11 protein-coding genes are annotated in these 15,177 nt (G+C 37.4%); 8 read left to right on the forward strand and 3 right to left on the reverse strand.

The window, feature by feature from the left end:
• Nucleotides 1-55 precede the first annotated feature (55 nt).
• The 8 genes from gmtY to PPIS_RS24105 all read left to right on the forward strand — a co-directional run bounded on the left by gmtY (nt 56) and on the right by PPIS_RS24105 (nt 11,642).
• A complete protein-coding gene (gmtY, locus tag PPIS_RS24070) occupies nt 56-1,525 on the forward strand; it encodes a gamma-mobile-trio recombinase GmtY (RefSeq protein WP_248694226.1) in 1,470 nt (489 codons plus the stop codon).
• The gene (gene gmtZ, locus PPIS_RS24075) at nt 1,522-4,113 is read left to right on the forward strand and encodes a gamma-mobile-trio integrase GmtZ (RefSeq protein WP_010379389.1); all 2,592 of its coding nucleotides are present in this window, start codon (nt 1,522-1,524) and stop codon (nt 4,111-4,113) included. Before gmtY ends, gmtZ begins: the two co-directional genes overlap by 4 nt.
• Before the next feature lie 12 nt (nt 4,114-4,125).
• Nucleotides 4,126-4,800, forward strand: a complete 675-nt coding sequence (gene gmtX, locus PPIS_RS24080; protein ID WP_010379388.1) for a gamma-mobile-trio protein GmtX — start codon at nt 4,126-4,128, stop codon at nt 4,798-4,800.
• Between the two features lie 228 nt (nt 4,801-5,028).
• Nucleotides 5,029-5,208, forward strand: a complete 180-nt coding sequence (locus PPIS_RS24085; RefSeq protein ID WP_019647626.1) for a hypothetical protein — start codon at nt 5,029-5,031, stop codon at nt 5,206-5,208.
• Nucleotides 5,209-5,288: 80 nt separating this feature from the next.
• The gene (locus PPIS_RS24090) at nt 5,289-6,461 is read left to right on the forward strand and encodes a JmjC domain-containing protein (RefSeq protein ID WP_010379385.1); all 1,173 of its coding nucleotides are present in this window, start codon (nt 5,289-5,291) and stop codon (nt 6,459-6,461) included.
• Nucleotides 6,462-6,473: 12 nt separating this feature from the next.
• A complete protein-coding gene (locus PPIS_RS24095) occupies nt 6,474-7,649 on the forward strand; it encodes a JmjC domain-containing protein (protein WP_010379383.1) in 1,176 nt (391 codons plus the stop codon).
• 1 nt (nt 7,650) lies between these two features.
• Complete coding sequence (locus PPIS_RS24100) at nt 7,651-8,763, forward strand: JmjC domain-containing protein (RefSeq protein ID WP_010379381.1); 1,113 nt, start codon at nt 7,651-7,653, stop codon at nt 8,761-8,763.
• A 215-nt stretch (nt 8,764-8,978) separates the two neighbouring features.
• Nucleotides 8,979-11,642 carry an insulinase family protein gene (locus PPIS_RS24105; RefSeq protein WP_010379379.1) on the forward strand — a complete coding sequence of 888 codons (2,664 nt, stop codon included), beginning with the start codon at nt 8,979-8,981 and terminating at the stop codon, nt 11,640-11,642.
• 160 nt (nt 11,643-11,802) lie between these two features.
• Here PPIS_RS24105 and PPIS_RS24110 read toward each other — a convergent pair whose 3' ends face one another.
• The 3 genes from PPIS_RS24110 to PPIS_RS24120 form a co-directional block, all read right to left on the reverse strand.
• Nucleotides 11,803-12,357, reverse strand: coding sequence for a hypothetical protein (locus tag PPIS_RS24110; protein WP_010379377.1), 555 nt, complete (start codon nt 12,355-12,357; stop codon nt 11,803-11,805).
• Nucleotides 12,354-13,534 (reverse strand): IS3 family transposase gene (locus PPIS_RS24115; protein ID WP_096040897.1). Its coding sequence is split into 2 segments (ribosomal slippage): nt 12,354-13,276 and nt 13,276-13,534, totalling 1,182 coding nucleotides; the frame shifts between segments, so codons are not numbered across the junction. The genes PPIS_RS24110 and PPIS_RS24115 overlap by 4 nt, the downstream gene beginning before the upstream one ends.
• Nucleotides 13,535-13,784: 250 nt before the next feature.
• Nucleotides 13,785-14,825: a hypothetical protein gene (locus tag PPIS_RS24120; RefSeq protein WP_021032646.1), complete on the reverse strand. Its 1,041-nt coding sequence runs from the start codon at nt 14,823-14,825 to the stop codon at nt 13,785-13,787.
• Nucleotides 14,826-15,177: the final 352 nt, after the last annotated feature.

Below are 15,177 nucleotides of genomic sequence, written 5' to 3' on the forward strand. Positions count from 1 at the left end.
AATGTAGGTTTATATTTTATCAAAGGTTAATGTCTGTATTTTTATTGTAATTAAAATGAAAAGAACGTCTTTTGCCTGTGTTTATGCTACTGTCGTCACCGACAATACTGGCCAGAATACCCGAGTCCCCATTATCATCACCGAGCATGGGGATATTCCTTCTGTTACAGAATACATATTGATGCGCTCTTCACAAGGTTATAGTAAATCCTCTATGGACTTATCTATTAATGCCATAAGAATGTTCTTAACATACATTAATGCTAACGCTTGTTTTAACACGAAACCTACAATTTTACTTACATCATTTGCATCTCGGCTTTGTTCAGGAACAATCAATGCCGAAGGTTTGGATCCATCAGAGTTATTTTGGCTACCAAGATCTCAAATTAGTACAAGAAGAATTACAAATTCACTAAGAGCTTTCTTTCTTTGGCTAACACAGAATGGAGAAGGTTTTAAACAGTCTACCAATATCATTAATAGCTCCTATGGAAGCACGCTATCGTATGCAGCATGGTATTGGAAGAATATACATGACTACCTTGGACATATTAAAAGTGATAAACGACGCACATTGAGGGAAGCCCCATTACACCTAACATCTAAGAAAATTCCGTATTATGCAACTGATGCTGTTGATTTTCCGCAAAAAGACTTCCATAGATTTCTCATAGACGGGTTTGGTAAAGCACGGGATATCAGAGTTGCATTGAGAGACATGCTTATATTGCTATTAATGCATGGTGGAGGGTTAAGAGAAAGCGAGGCCCTTTCACTTTGGGTTACAGATGTCGATTATCCGCAAGATTCCTCATCTCCGCTAAGAGTAAGGGTGTACGACGAGGAATATGGGAAAGCACCATTTGGCTGGAAATCGACACAAGGACTAAAAACACGACAAGCTTATTTGATGTATAACTTCGGTCGAGTTACAAGAAAGAAAAGCTCTGGGACTCAGCATATTGGGTGGAAGGGGTCAAAGTTCGACCATAAAGACGGCTACATTGAGGTATACTGGTTTCCGAATTACTATGGCCAGTTGTTTAAAAAATTATGGAATACTTACATGAAATATAGGAGTTTGCTAGATTGCAACCATCCCTACGCTTTCATTACTTTTCATAAAAAGAAAACTGGACATCCCTACACAATAAATGCATTCCATCAAAGCTATAAATCTGCATTGAAAAGAATATCGCTGAAACCTAATAAAGAACTTGGCTTAAGTCCACATAGCCATAGACATAGTTATGCACGGAGATTAGTCAAAGCTAAAGTAGCGCCAACTGTCATAAAGAAATGCCTCCATCACAGCTCTTTAGAGTCACAAATACCGTATACGGTTTGTAGCTTTAGTGAAATATCAAGTGCCTTATCTGTTGCAACTAAAGAGCTAGAGCATGAACAAAATAATATTTATCTCCCAGAAACATGGCAGGATTTAATAAAACATGGATACGAAGATATAGATCCGAAAGCTTACTTTACTGGCTTACACCCCAAATTTAAAAGTTCGTTATGAAAAAACAGAAAAATAGCCGATATCTTGACATACAGTTTAGTTGGATGACCAAAAAGCTTGGTGCACAATGGTCGGATTGGCAGAAATATGCCGCGTCTTGGTTTGCGCTTCAAACACGTGCATTGGATCCTAAAAGAATTGCAATTTCATTCTTTGTGGAACATTACTTGTCACAATGTGCACCATACGCATTTCACTTACCTCATTTCTTTCTAGGGAGTAATGGTCACATAAGCAGTTCAGAAGAGCTTGTAGACTTAATGAAAAAGCGAGGAATTGAAGACCTTAATGAGCAATCTAGACGACCGAACTATATATGTGACTTTATCGACTACATTATTGAAATCAACTTCAGCACCATAAATAACAGTGGAATAAAAACACCGAATGTGGTTAATCCATTCAGAAAAGTCAAAGTAAAATCCAATACAACAGAAACGGTAAGATCACCATTGCCCTTTAAATATATACTAGAGCTCAGAGAGATATTATGTCCATCAATTAAATATGAGGATAAAGCATCAACAATAGGTAGACATTTCAATGATTGGCGCTGGTATCAGAAGCTAACAGGCAAGAGAATATCCTCAGGAAGGTCTGGTGATTGGTTTGAAGTTGATGAGGAGCTTGTTGATAAAACTGATCCTGATTGCGTTTGGCGAGAGGTAACAAAATCAGTAGGCAATCGGAAGGTCAAAGTTTATCAGATATGGTCGCCTGTTAGAGCGCTGATATTGTTTATCAAATTGCACCTCCCGCTTAGGGCATACCAAATCAAAATGTTAGACTCAGGGGAAGCTGACACCTTTCGTTATGAATCGGGTAATTGGATTTTGAATGAAAACCATGATTTCGCACGAGGTAATGAAAAGAAGCCTTTCTCAAAAGGTGTTTTCAAAAAAATGTTCGATCGGATTACAAACTCCCACTCGACTGGGCTATACATTAACACCAACAAAACAACCGATCAGCATGTTTACTCACAAGATATTGGGTATACAATTCCATGGCAAAATGAAGAAGTTTTGTACTGGCTCGAAAAGTTAAGAAATTGGCAAGAAAAATACAATAAAATACAGTGTCCAACAAATTGTAAATCACTTCATAAGAAGCATACCGAGTCGAGCAAATCAAAAGAACAGCTGGATGCAATGGGAAGTATCTGCTTTCTATTTAGAGATGCTTCAGGTATAGGTGATGATCGAATCAAGCCGATAGACTTACACTCATTAAAACGTCCTTGGTATGCTCTTTTGCTTCATCTCGAAAATATTATATATTCCCGAGGAGAAACTTTAGAGAATGGTTCACGACTGAGACTTGTTCATGATTATTCATCAACAACGAATAAGGGGGCTACGACACTATTCCCTATCCATAGCTTACGAGTAGGGCTAATAACAGCCTATTGTTTAGATTCTCAACTACCCATACCTGTTGTTTCGAAACTGTTAGCAGGGCATTCTCGCATCATGACTACAATATATTATAACAAGCTCACTCCTAGTGTTATGGCAAAGAAAATGAGCGATGCAGAATCGGAGCTTGTAGAGCATTCAAGTGAATCACTACGTCACTTTTTAAATGACGCTTCCGAAAGCCAAGTAATGAGACAAGTCGCGTATAACGATGAAAGTGGTTTGCTGAATACTATCTCCAATAGGCTACCTATAGCATGGGAAAGTAAAGCATATGGTGTGTGCTTGGCTGGAGGTTCTTCAAGTAAAACTGACGAGATCAGTACTCTCGCAGGTTGTTGGAATGGTGGTGAACTGATCATAGATAAAGAAAGAGCAGCCAGTAGAGTATATGGAAGTGTACCGAACGGGCCTGAAAATTGTGTAAGATGCCGGTGGTTTGTAACAGACGTAAGATATTTAAATCAACTAAATGGTCTATTTAATCAACGAAGTTATTTAGCTCACGAATCAGCTAAACTAGCTGCTCAAATAGAAATAGAGCTTGAAGATTTGAAAGATGAACGGTACTTTGCAGAGCTAGAGGATAAACCTTTCCTAAAAATTGAAAAATTTAAGGAGTTACAGAGAAGGTATGAGAAACAAAAAGTTGAATCAGATGAATTTACGAAGGACTGGATAGCTTGTTTTAATCTAATCAAGCGAATTATGGAAATAGAAGAAAAAAGAGCTTTTGGGGACCACAAAGGTAAAATTGTTGCTGTAGGAGATAAAAGTGACATTATCCCTAGGCTTAAATTTATTGAAACAAATTCAGAGCTATTTCAATTGTCACTTTTATGTGAAGATGCTGAATTTTATCCCGACTTAAGAGATACTTTATCCAAGACTCCTGTACTTCAAAAACGCTCAATGTCACTTTGTAAGGCACTTGTAAAAAGTGGTTCAATGCCAGTGTTTTTGGAAATGGATGAAAAGCAGCAGCTGTTAGTAGGGAATGCCTTAATGCGCGAAATGGCGAAAGCTTTAGTCCCAAATGACAAAGTCGCAGGTTTTAAAATAGTTGCTGATTATCTGGAAGCTGAGCGGTATTTACTAGATGCGAAGTTGCTTAAACGTGGTATTAAAATTTATAATCACGCTTCAATCAGCTTTAAAGACATTTCGTAGGGAGTCAATCGTATGACTGACATAGCCAGATTACTAACAATGCTAAAGGAAGGAAAGTCTATCAGAACGAAGAAAAGTTTGGATACTTTGAATCAAATACTGGAAGGCTATTCTCATTCAGAACAACCAAACTACTCTATTACCAACATAGGAAAGCTTTCCCAAATAAAAGGTGGTCCGAGCTATGAGACCATTCGGGCGACGCGGAACAAACATTATCGTGAGCTGATAGATGCATGGGCAACAAATGCCCCACATAACAGGCCCCCCAAAAATGCTATTAATCATACTTCTCTACCCACCGATTACGAGCTATTAGAAAAATTGAGAGACCCCGCTTTAAGAGTTCCATTCGGTCAGGTATTGGCTGAAAGAAATAGATTTAGGCAAGAGCTAAAAATACTAAAAAGCCAAGCTAATATCGTGATTGATAAAAGACATAAAGCATTTAACGACGATAACTCTATTGAACATGTTTTATTTAGCGATGAAAAATCTTCTGAATTAACTCAGCCTGAAGAAAGTGCTTTACGCTATGCTATTTCTGAACGTTGTTGTGAAGATAACAATTGGCAATTTACTAGGGCAGGTCAAGTAAAAGAACTAGAGTTTGATACCGAAATTTTCCCAAGGGGTTTCGTAAGTGGGTTGGCAAAACTACTTAGTTTTGTGGACCAAAGCAAGTAGCTTTACATTACTCAGGTTAAACAGGACACTTTCCAATAGAAATTTTTATAATCGCTTGGTAACATATCATTATTATATTAAACCAGTCCATGTTGCAATATCGTATTTATGCTACTGTATCCCAAAAATGAAATTGGTATAGTGGTCAAAAGTAGTTGACGACTACAAGGTATTATGTAACTGTCTATAACTTGTTAAAAATGTAATTTATAGTAAAAGGAAACATTTATGAAAACGATAAAACGGAAGAAACCAGAAAGTGTAGACAAAACAATTGAAGAGCTCAGCATTGATGATTTTCGATTAGCGCAAGTTGCAGGTGCGGGTGTTAACACTGAAAGGAATACAGAACACAATAACAATGAAAGAAATGGCAGCGGAAATGGTGATTCTTTTTCTCATGTCTAATGATGGATAATCTATAGCATTTAAGAAAGAAATAACTAGCACTGTTATTTCTTTCTTTTTAACTCAGGGAGATAGAGTCTATGGGATTTGATGATCTAATCGCCCCAGTAGATGCAAAAGAGTTCTTTGAAAATTTTTACGAAAGGCAATGGGTACATATCGAGGGTGTTAACCCATTTCAAGATGTTTTTACTCTCGGTGACTTTGAGACGTATTTATTTTCTTCACGTCCCTGGGAAATGAGGGATGCATGGACTCAATCTGGCATGCTTGCTGCCAAATATCCTAATGGGGCTCACTATACAAACATTTCGTCAGTAGAAGAAGCTTTAGAGCTATATGCACTTGGGCATACTATAGTTCTTCCACTTGCAAACTACAGATGGCCTAGGTTATCAGAGATATGCGGCCTTATTTCAGATCAGCTCGATGTTAGGGCTAATGCAAATATTTATCTCACACCACCTAACAGTAAGGGATTTACCGCTCATTACGATATGCATGATGTACTCCTTCTTCAGACGGAAGGTGCCAAAAAATGGGTAGTTAGTAAGTGTGACAAAGTGCACCTTACTCTAACAGAAGATATTACTAGGCCAGAGTTTTATACTATTGACCCTGAAAAAGATCTTGTAAATACAAAGACTCTTGAATTGAAGAGAGGACAAGTTCTGTATATGCCCAGAGGAACCATCCACAAAGGTGAAGCTGTTGGTGATAGACCCTCTATACATATTACTTTCAATATATTACCTACCACTTGGTACAACCTAATTGAAACAGTCCCTCAACTTAGCACTCAAAAGAATCATGGAGAATCAAGTCATGTTACTTTTGACGATTTGTGCGATTTAAGCGCTCCAAGAGTACGGAAAAAAATGGAGATCTTTATCAACAAACCACTATTAAACGCAGAGTGTATCAAAGATAGAATATTTAAAAGAAAAAATGAAATAGCACCGGGAAAAAGCTTCCAGTCTGTAAATCAAATCCAAAATATATCTGCAAAGACAACCCTTGCTAGGAAGCCAAATGCGAAATTTTTTATATTTGATGACAAAATAGACCCTTGGGTTAGCTATGGTGGAAGGAAAATCAAAGTTCCTGCACATTTTATTGAGGCAACAAAAAAAACTATAAACAAAAAGAAGTATACAGTTCAAGATATTGATGGCCTAAAAGTTGAAGAAGAAAAGCTCTTGTTTGCGCAATGGCTTATAAAAAAAGGCTTCGCAGTAATCAAAGAATTATAAAGGAGTATTAAAATGAAAGGGCTAGAAAAGCTAGTGGCACCGTTTAGTGTTGAAGAATTTTATAATGAATTCTATGAAAAGCGTTGGCATCACTTTGACCAAAAGAAACCTGAATACGAAGGTTTCTTCGATTTCGATGATTTAGAGGAGTATTTATTTGTCGCTAGGCCTTGGGCAACAAAAAGTAACGAACTGCGTTGTGTAAAATATCCTGGAACAAGCTTTGAGCCAGAAATTTCTTCATTTGAAGAGCTGCTCGAATTATACGCAGATGGTCATACTATTGTTTTGAACTCTGTCCACAAAAGGTGGCCTGTTATTGCGAAAGTTTGCTCCGAATTGAGCAATCAGTTTTTCTGCAGAGTAAATGCAAACATCTACGTGACGCCTCCAGGAAATAAAGGATTTGAAGCTCATTATGACACTCATGATGTAATCATTTTACAGACTGAGGGTAGTAAAGAGTGGTTTTTATCTGAGCATGAACGGCTTCAAATAACTCATATTAACGATGATTTAAGAAATGAGTTTTACGAAATAGATGCGGAAAAAGACACTAAAAACTCAGTTTCTATTCAACTGGATGCAGGTCAGTGCCTTTATGTACCTCGTGGCACTATTCACAGCGCAGAGGCAAATAATTCGTTACCATCTATCCACATAACTTTCTCAATCTTCCCTGTTACTTGGGCAAGCTTAATGCGAGCAGTAATTCTTGATGGATCTTTAAAAGATACTGAGTTGATGAAGACTGTACCGTTTGAGGTTTTAGAAGACTTATCTAGTGCTACTGCTCATGCCAAAATTAACGAGATGCTTAAAAAGGCAATTTCACTAGCCGACTTTGAATCTACTTGGAGGTTTCTTTATGAAAGAGATATTTCATTGCAGCCTGGCGGTGGAATAGATTCAATTTTACGATTGAAGAATTTAAATACCCAATCTTTGGTAAAGATTAGGGGCGGGGCTGAAATATTCGTAGATGTCCATAAAGACAAGTGCTGGGTCAGCTTTAGTGGTAGAAGGCTTCGTGCGCCACTTCAGAGTCTAGATTATCTCTATTACATTTCTGAAAATTATACGTTCACAGTCGATGAGCTCCCAGATGTTCATGGTGACAAAAAGTCTAAATTAGCCTTTGTTGAATGGTTAATCCGTAAGGGGTGGCTACATTTTGCGGAAAAGTAAAATGATGAACTCAGAAGGATTTTTCGGGCTTCTCAATGAAGATGACTTTTGGCTTAAGGTATATGAGAAAGAAATTCATCATTTCACTCACGAGGATAATGATATATGTGACCTTTTTAGCTCTAGTGATTTTGAGGACTACTTATTTAAATCTAGAGCTTGGGAGATTGAGGAGCCGTGGAAGCATGCAGGTGTGATTGTAGTTAACGCTTCTAAGCGTGAATATCAAATAAAGCCGCAGTCGCTAGAGCAAATACTTGAGTTATTTGCTGATGGTTATACCGTTGTCTTGCCAAGAGCACAAATCAGAAATACCAGACTAAAAAAATTTGTTTCCGATCTATCAAAATATTTCCACTGTAGAGTGGACGCAAATATATATGTAACGCCGCCTAAGTCTCAGGGTTTTAAAGTGCATCTAGATATGCATGATGTATTTATTTTGCAGACAGAAGGGGAGAAAGAGTGGATTTTATCTAAAAAACGACCGGTAAAAATAACTTCCAATGATGAAAAGTTTCGGGTTTTCCTAGAAAGTTTTGATGAAAAAAAAGATTTTATAAATACGGAAAAAGTTACCCTTACATCAGGGCGAAAGTTATACTTACCAAGAGGTGTATATCACTGTGGGAATTCAACCGATAAAGTTTCAATACACATTTCAGTTACTTTATTTCCACTTCAGTGGGTTGGGTTTTTAAGTGATCAATTCTCAAATGATTTAAGTCACTCTATAAACAAAGAGGCTTTCAAGAACTTTTTTAACAAAGAGCTAACTAGTGTAGATGTGTGCCTTACTAATTTTTTGAAGCCAATTATTAATTTCAGCAATGTAGTTAAGCCACAAGGCGCATTTTCGGCCCTTGATTATTTTGGAAGCTCACATTTCTATAAATTAAAAGGAAGTATTCGTTTCAAAGCTTACCAATATGGAGGCGTAAATATTCTGACTGTTGATGGAAGAAACTATACTATAAAAAAAAATTTGTTAGAAGAAATAATTAAAGTGAGTGATGAGCAAGAATTATCAATGGATAGTTTACACTTGACAACTAATCAACTTCATCTAGATATCGCCATTTTTTTAACAAAAAAAGGCTTAATAACCATCTAAAGTATGTCTTAATTTTTGGGTATTAAGATACTGTTTCGAGCATATGCTACTTCAAACAAGTAAAACAACAGATGATAATCTTGCATTTAAGCAAGCACCGACATAAACACTAGGATAATAAATGTGTTTTTTGCCCATAAGATAGCCCAAATAAAATTAGTTTATTGAGCCATTGACCTAGGTAAAGTTATGGCTGATAAGAGGGAACTGAGAGTATGAAAAGCATTATTAAGTTAGCGATTACAATCACCATGTACTTTTGTAATAGCAATTATGGATTGGCACTTACCGAAGAGAAATTGATAGAGTTAAGCAATGGAGTTGAGGTTCTTTTATTACATTCTCCTAACTCGAGTAAATCAGCGGCCTCATTAATTGTGAAGGCTGGTTCATATGACGATCCAAAAAATATTCAAGGACTTGCCCATCTACTCGAGCACTCGGTTTTACTCGGTAGTAATAGTTACAAAGAGATTGGTAGTTACAATAAATATTATAAATCCAAGCAAGGCTGGTCTAACGGCTCTACCAGAGGGGACAATACGCGTTACCACTTTCAAATGCTAAGTTCTTCTTTCAGTGAAGGCGTGAACAGATTGGCAGATGCTATCTCCAACCCTTTATTAAATAGTGAAATTATTTCAAAAGCGGTTCTTGAAGTTGATTCAGAGTTTCAAGGAAAAATTAATGATGAGTGGAGAGGAACATTAGAGATCGTCCGAGAGCAAATGCATCCGAGACATCCTTCTTCACAGTTTGATGTTGGAAACAAGCTTATATTTGATTCTGTTGGTGACTCTTTGTACGGCGAGCTAAGAAAGTTTCACGAGACTCATTATGTTGGTAGCAATATCAAAGTAGTGCTGTATTCGAATTTATCTTTGGTGGAGCTTGAAAAAATCGCTGTAAAAGAGTTCAGTGCAATCCCTCGAGGTGAGGAAAATAAACACCAAGAGAACCAGTTGGTTTGGCAGAAACTCGGCAATAACGTTGTAGAAATTAAGTCCAATGGGAGTGCCAAATCTTTAGACATCATGTTTCCGTTCCCTTCGAAATATTATGGTGAAGATGATGGCACACTTGTCTTTTTACTCAACTATTTGGGAGCGGAAACAAGAGGCTCTTTGTATAATCGCCTATCTGAAATGGGGTATATTACTTCACTAAATGTAAATATGATAGGGGATTCTCATTTTGGTATTTTGGACCTGTATTTTAAACTTACGCCTCTCGGCGTAAAGCATATCAATCGAATCATTATTGAGTTGCACTCCTATATTGACGCATTGTCATTGAGCGAAGAAGCAAATAGGTATTACGGAGAGTTAGAGTACAAAAGTAAAATTGAGTCACTAGCAGCTGCTAAATCTGAACCTGGTGATTGGATCTCAGATATCAATGAGAGAATGTTTAGATTGCCTAACACTGCTTGGATAGATCCCTCTACATTATTTGCGGATGAAGGCTTAAATAAGGCAAGTTTGGATAGTTTTGTTCATTTTCTTAGCCCAGATAAAATGCTAATTGTTAAAGCTGACTCTGACACACAAAACGTGACCATAATTCCGACTTATTATCGCCTACCTTACAAGTTAAGGAGTATTAGTCTCAACAATGCAAAGTATTCAAGTAACAGCCATTATCAGATCCCTTCAAGAAATCCTTTCATTGTGTTGGGGAACCGCAAGCAGAAGCATAACTCAAGTACAAATCAAGAGCTAATTCAGCTGAAAGAAGATGGAGTTAATGTTTGGATAGATAATAGGCCGCATTATGCTAACCCAAGTGCTTATGCGATGATTTTTATCAATCAGCCAAATTTACCAAAGAACATGCAGAATTTTGTGAATAGACTGATTCATTCACGAGAATTGCGGTTTCAATTATCTGATTTTACACATTTTGCGAAGCAAGCAGGGTATTCCTTCAATATAGAGGCTGGGCAAAATGGTTATGTTTTGTCTATTGCAGGCGAGCCTGAAGAATTTGAGATGATTTTAACTGCCGTATTTAAAGAAATGTTTGCCGAAAAAACAACAAAGCGTGACTTCACAATTGCTGTGGAAGAGTCAAAGTCGAGCATAAATCGTGTCCTTCAAGGGCAGCTTCAAAGACGAGTCAGAACAGCGGTTTCCTCGAATATTAATAATGGTTACATAATAGACAAAGAAGCGCTTTTATATTTAAACGATATTGAAATGGGTGACTTTGAGAAATGGAAACGCCAAACTCTTCAAGCCCAAAGCATTGACGCTGTCTTTACAGGTCACTTTGATCATAAAAGACTTTTTACTCAAATTAAAAGCTGGGTACCGAGCAACATCTTTAAGAAGCAGAAGCTGCAGAAAAAAATCAGAAACAAGGTTATAATAAGTGACTATGAAGATGGTTATGTGAGTTTTGGGATCGACCTATCCGAAGATGTTGGATTTTTGTATCTGTTGGATAGTTTCATGAGCCAAGCGTTTTACCAAACAATTCGATCTAAACAAGGAATTGGCTATTTTGTAGACTCAAGAGTAGTCAAATCAAATGGTAAGGCTTTCTTGGTGCTTTCGGTCCAGTCAAACAAACACTCAGCTGAATTTTTAGAAAGTGAAATATTCCGCTTTTTAGCGGGGTACAAGAAGCAAATAGTGCAGTTTACAAATGATGAGTATAAAGAGCAGGTAGCTTCACTAGTAGAAGCCCTAAAAATTCTCTCTCCGTCTATCGTGGACTATACTAGGAGTAAGGTTGATCAGCTTTTATACAAGTTACCATCTAAAAAGGAGCGAATTCAAAGGATAGAGGAGATTGATCAACATGAATTTATAGCGTGCTACGATGAGATGATTTCTACCCTTAACGAACACTCCTTCACAATTAGAATCAATTAGTGTTATTAGTGGCCAACTATTTCAGAGGTTTGTAAGCGTCCGCTTTAGCATAACACTCCATGCTAAAACAAAATACAGCCTAGATGTAAATGAAGTTATCGTGTTACAAGAGAGCGTTTCTATTCGATTAGAAAAAGTATGTTAAAGCCTTGAGCTTTTGTTAAGCAGCTTTTTTACGCATCAAATACTCATAGTTAAACATGCACTTAATTAACTGATGCAGTCGATGCATTTCACGGTATGAGATGAGTATTTTTCTCATAAAATCAATGAAGTACATTGACTCCGCTTTCTCTTGCTTTATACCTTCTTTCTTAGGGGAGTAAGTAATAACTTGAGAAGTATCATCATACTCCGCTTTGACGTGCGCAATTGAGTTGCGGAGCTGGTTATTAATTGCACCTTCACCAATTTTGTACCAACACTCGTCTAAGTGAGTGACTTTAAATCCATACGGTAGGTCTGCAAATTGGTTGAGCGTCTTCGGCGTTGTCTTGCCAACATCTTTAAACTTATTATGATCTTTACGATAAATAACATTGTTAATTCCTGCGACCAGAATGAGCTGACGAGACAGAATTTCAGAAATATCTTTGTATAGATCTTTGTACTTTTGAAAGTCATCTGTAGACACCCTAAAAGCCACCAACTCTTTATCGTAATCGGAGTCAAAGTCCAGAAACAATGCAGGTCTAAATGCTAATGTAGTGGTCAACTAATTTTGGCCACAGTTTTAGAATCTTGGTATCTAACCTCAGATTCATTTGGCGCTAAACCAGCATTATAATGATGAGGCCTAACGTTGTTATAATATCCGTTGATATAATCACTCACACCATATTTAGCATCTTTAAAGTTTTCGTATCCAACCTTTGGCATCCACTCCGTTTTAAAGCTTCTAAAAAATCGCTCCATTGGCGCATTATCCCAACAATTTCCGCGCCTGCTCATACTTTGTGTAATTTTATAGCGCCATAAACGTTGGCGGTACTTCAAGCTTGTATAATGGCTTCCTTGGTCTGAGTGAAACATCAATCCACTTGGTTTACCTCTGCTTTCATACGCGAGTTCAAGCGCTTTTAGCGTTAAGCTAGTATCTGGCGACAACGACATTGCCCAACCAACGACTTTACGTGCAAATAAATCAACAACGACCGCTAAATAGGCCCAGCGATTGCCTGTCCAAATATACGTCACATCACCGCACCACACCGTATTCGGCTCAACAACATCAAACTGCCTGTCTAGCAAATTTGGGATTTCAAGATGCTCATTACCACCCCTTTTATATTGATGTTGTGGTACTTGGCAGCTCTCTAGTTTTAGTTTAACCATTAGCTTAGCGGCGCGATAACGGCTTAATTCAAAATCGTTATTCGTTGCGATTGCTGCGATTGTCCGTGCCCCAGCTGAACCGCCGCTCATTGCATGTATGGCTTTAACTTCAGCTTCTAGCCTTATTTGCTCTGGTGTAGGCGTTGTATCCCGTATGGCCCAATATTTATAGCTGCTGCGATGCACATTGAATACGCTACACAACACGCTAATTGGGTAACGCTCTCGTTGATTTAATTTCTCAATTAACGAGAATTGTTCAGGGAGTCGGACATCAAGAGAGCGGTAGCCTTTTTTAATATATCCTTTTCTAATTCAATGCGTTGGATTTGCTTTTTAAGTTCGCGGATTTCAATTTGTTCAGGTGTCATTGGTGACGCTGTGGGGGTCTGGCCATTCCGCTCTTGCTTCAATTGAGTTACCCACTTACTTACAGTTGATTTACCAACCCCCATAGCCTTAGCTGCATCTTCTTGTGTGTAGCCTTGGTCAACTACAAGTTGAGCTGTTTCTAATTTGATTGCCGCAGAATAGGTTGCGCGTTTTAATTTCGTCATTTTTTCACCCAAATTTGTATGCAAATAGCATAACATTTCTTTCTTAATGGGTGGCCAAATTAACTATGCCACTACACTTATTGGTTGAACATCTCTGTTAGACATTCCTATTCTACAATCAACCAAACTTTCACAAGTTGTACATTCGAATCTTTGATTAAAATTCATTTTTTCTTACCAAATTACCTAGCTGCTTTTAGCTTGCAACCGCAGTAAATTAAGATCCTAAGTAATTAATTTTTCTGTCTACTTACTCTTGTTTAGCGTCGCCACGTACGACTGCACTCATTAATTGCCTCAATAAAAGAAAATCGTCCGGTGCAATAACATCCATCATTCCTGTTTCAGGATCTACAAAGTATTGAGCTACTCGTTCATGATTAAAAGTATTTAAATCCAAAGGATGCTCTGCAAATGGGTTGTGTAAGATATGTAATCCATCTGCAATATCTTCTACATAATCTGATTTCATAGAATTACGCATCTCTGGGAAGATACTGCCATCAACAGGTAAATGACTAGTATGATAGATGGTTTGAGCACTTGGATTATCTGCCAAAGCACGAATTTTACCCCAAGTAGCTAAAGAACTATAAATTACCGCGCTAACATCTTTGAATTCATCCGTGGTGAAAAGACCTAATGGTATTGTGGCATTTTCATTTTTTATCACAGCATCGACTGGATATTTAATTAATTCATTAGCACCAGTTGCAATCGTTGTTTCTTCATCAACATATAGCCCATATAAGACTGCGACAATTGCTCTATTTACAGCATAGTGTGAATAAGGACGATCAAAGGATGCCAAACCAATAACATAGGGTTTACCTTTTACATGTTCCAGTTTGGAGTAACTAGTTCGATATTTTTTTATTTTGGATGAAAGGCTATTGGATATTCGAATTGCTGATTGTTGATTGAAAGTAGAAAAATCCGTTGGCGCAAATTTTTGAGAATGTCCTGCTGGTGCTTCTCCGCCTTGGGGTGGTGCTGCAATTGTTGCTTCTAGTACAATAGGCCTGTCTAATTCAGTTACAAAATCTGGAGCATACTTAGAAAAGTCTGTATTAGCACCAAGTTCATTTAAAAATGCGTTAAGATATAATTCCCACATAGATGATTCGAAAGTAGTCTGGAGTTCATACACAAACTTTCCATCTCTATCTTCAAAACCTTTAGCCCATGAGTTTAAAACTTCTCGTTCAGGTCCATATTGTTTCTGAAGAATCATTTTAAATATTGGATGTAACTTTTCATCCTCTGCTATAGGTGTAAATAAATCCATCATAACCCCACGATATTGATATGCTGCTTAACAGTGTTTTTTCAGCAGAGATTGCCTTTATAATATGTACAGAAAATACCGATACCTGTCATTTAACACACTGTTATCACAGACTGAATCCGACAAATTATAAATCATGTCTGTATAACCCCAAATTCACAACTAGACTCATAATCTGTTATTAGGGAAAGTTGTCAATGCTCTTTGTCTAACTTGGAATGGGGCACAAACGAGTTAGTATCACGGTCTGCTATTGCCCTTATAAAGACGATTATTAGCTGTTTCTAGCTTTCGGCATAAGCAAAACGAAATCCTACTTTGACCGTTTGATATGGTTTTTTTCTATATTCGAAAG

The sequence above is a fragment of the Pseudoalteromonas piscicida genome (assembly GCF_000238315.3).
Lineage (GTDB): Bacteria > Pseudomonadota > Gammaproteobacteria > Enterobacterales > Alteromonadaceae > Pseudoalteromonas > Pseudoalteromonas piscicida.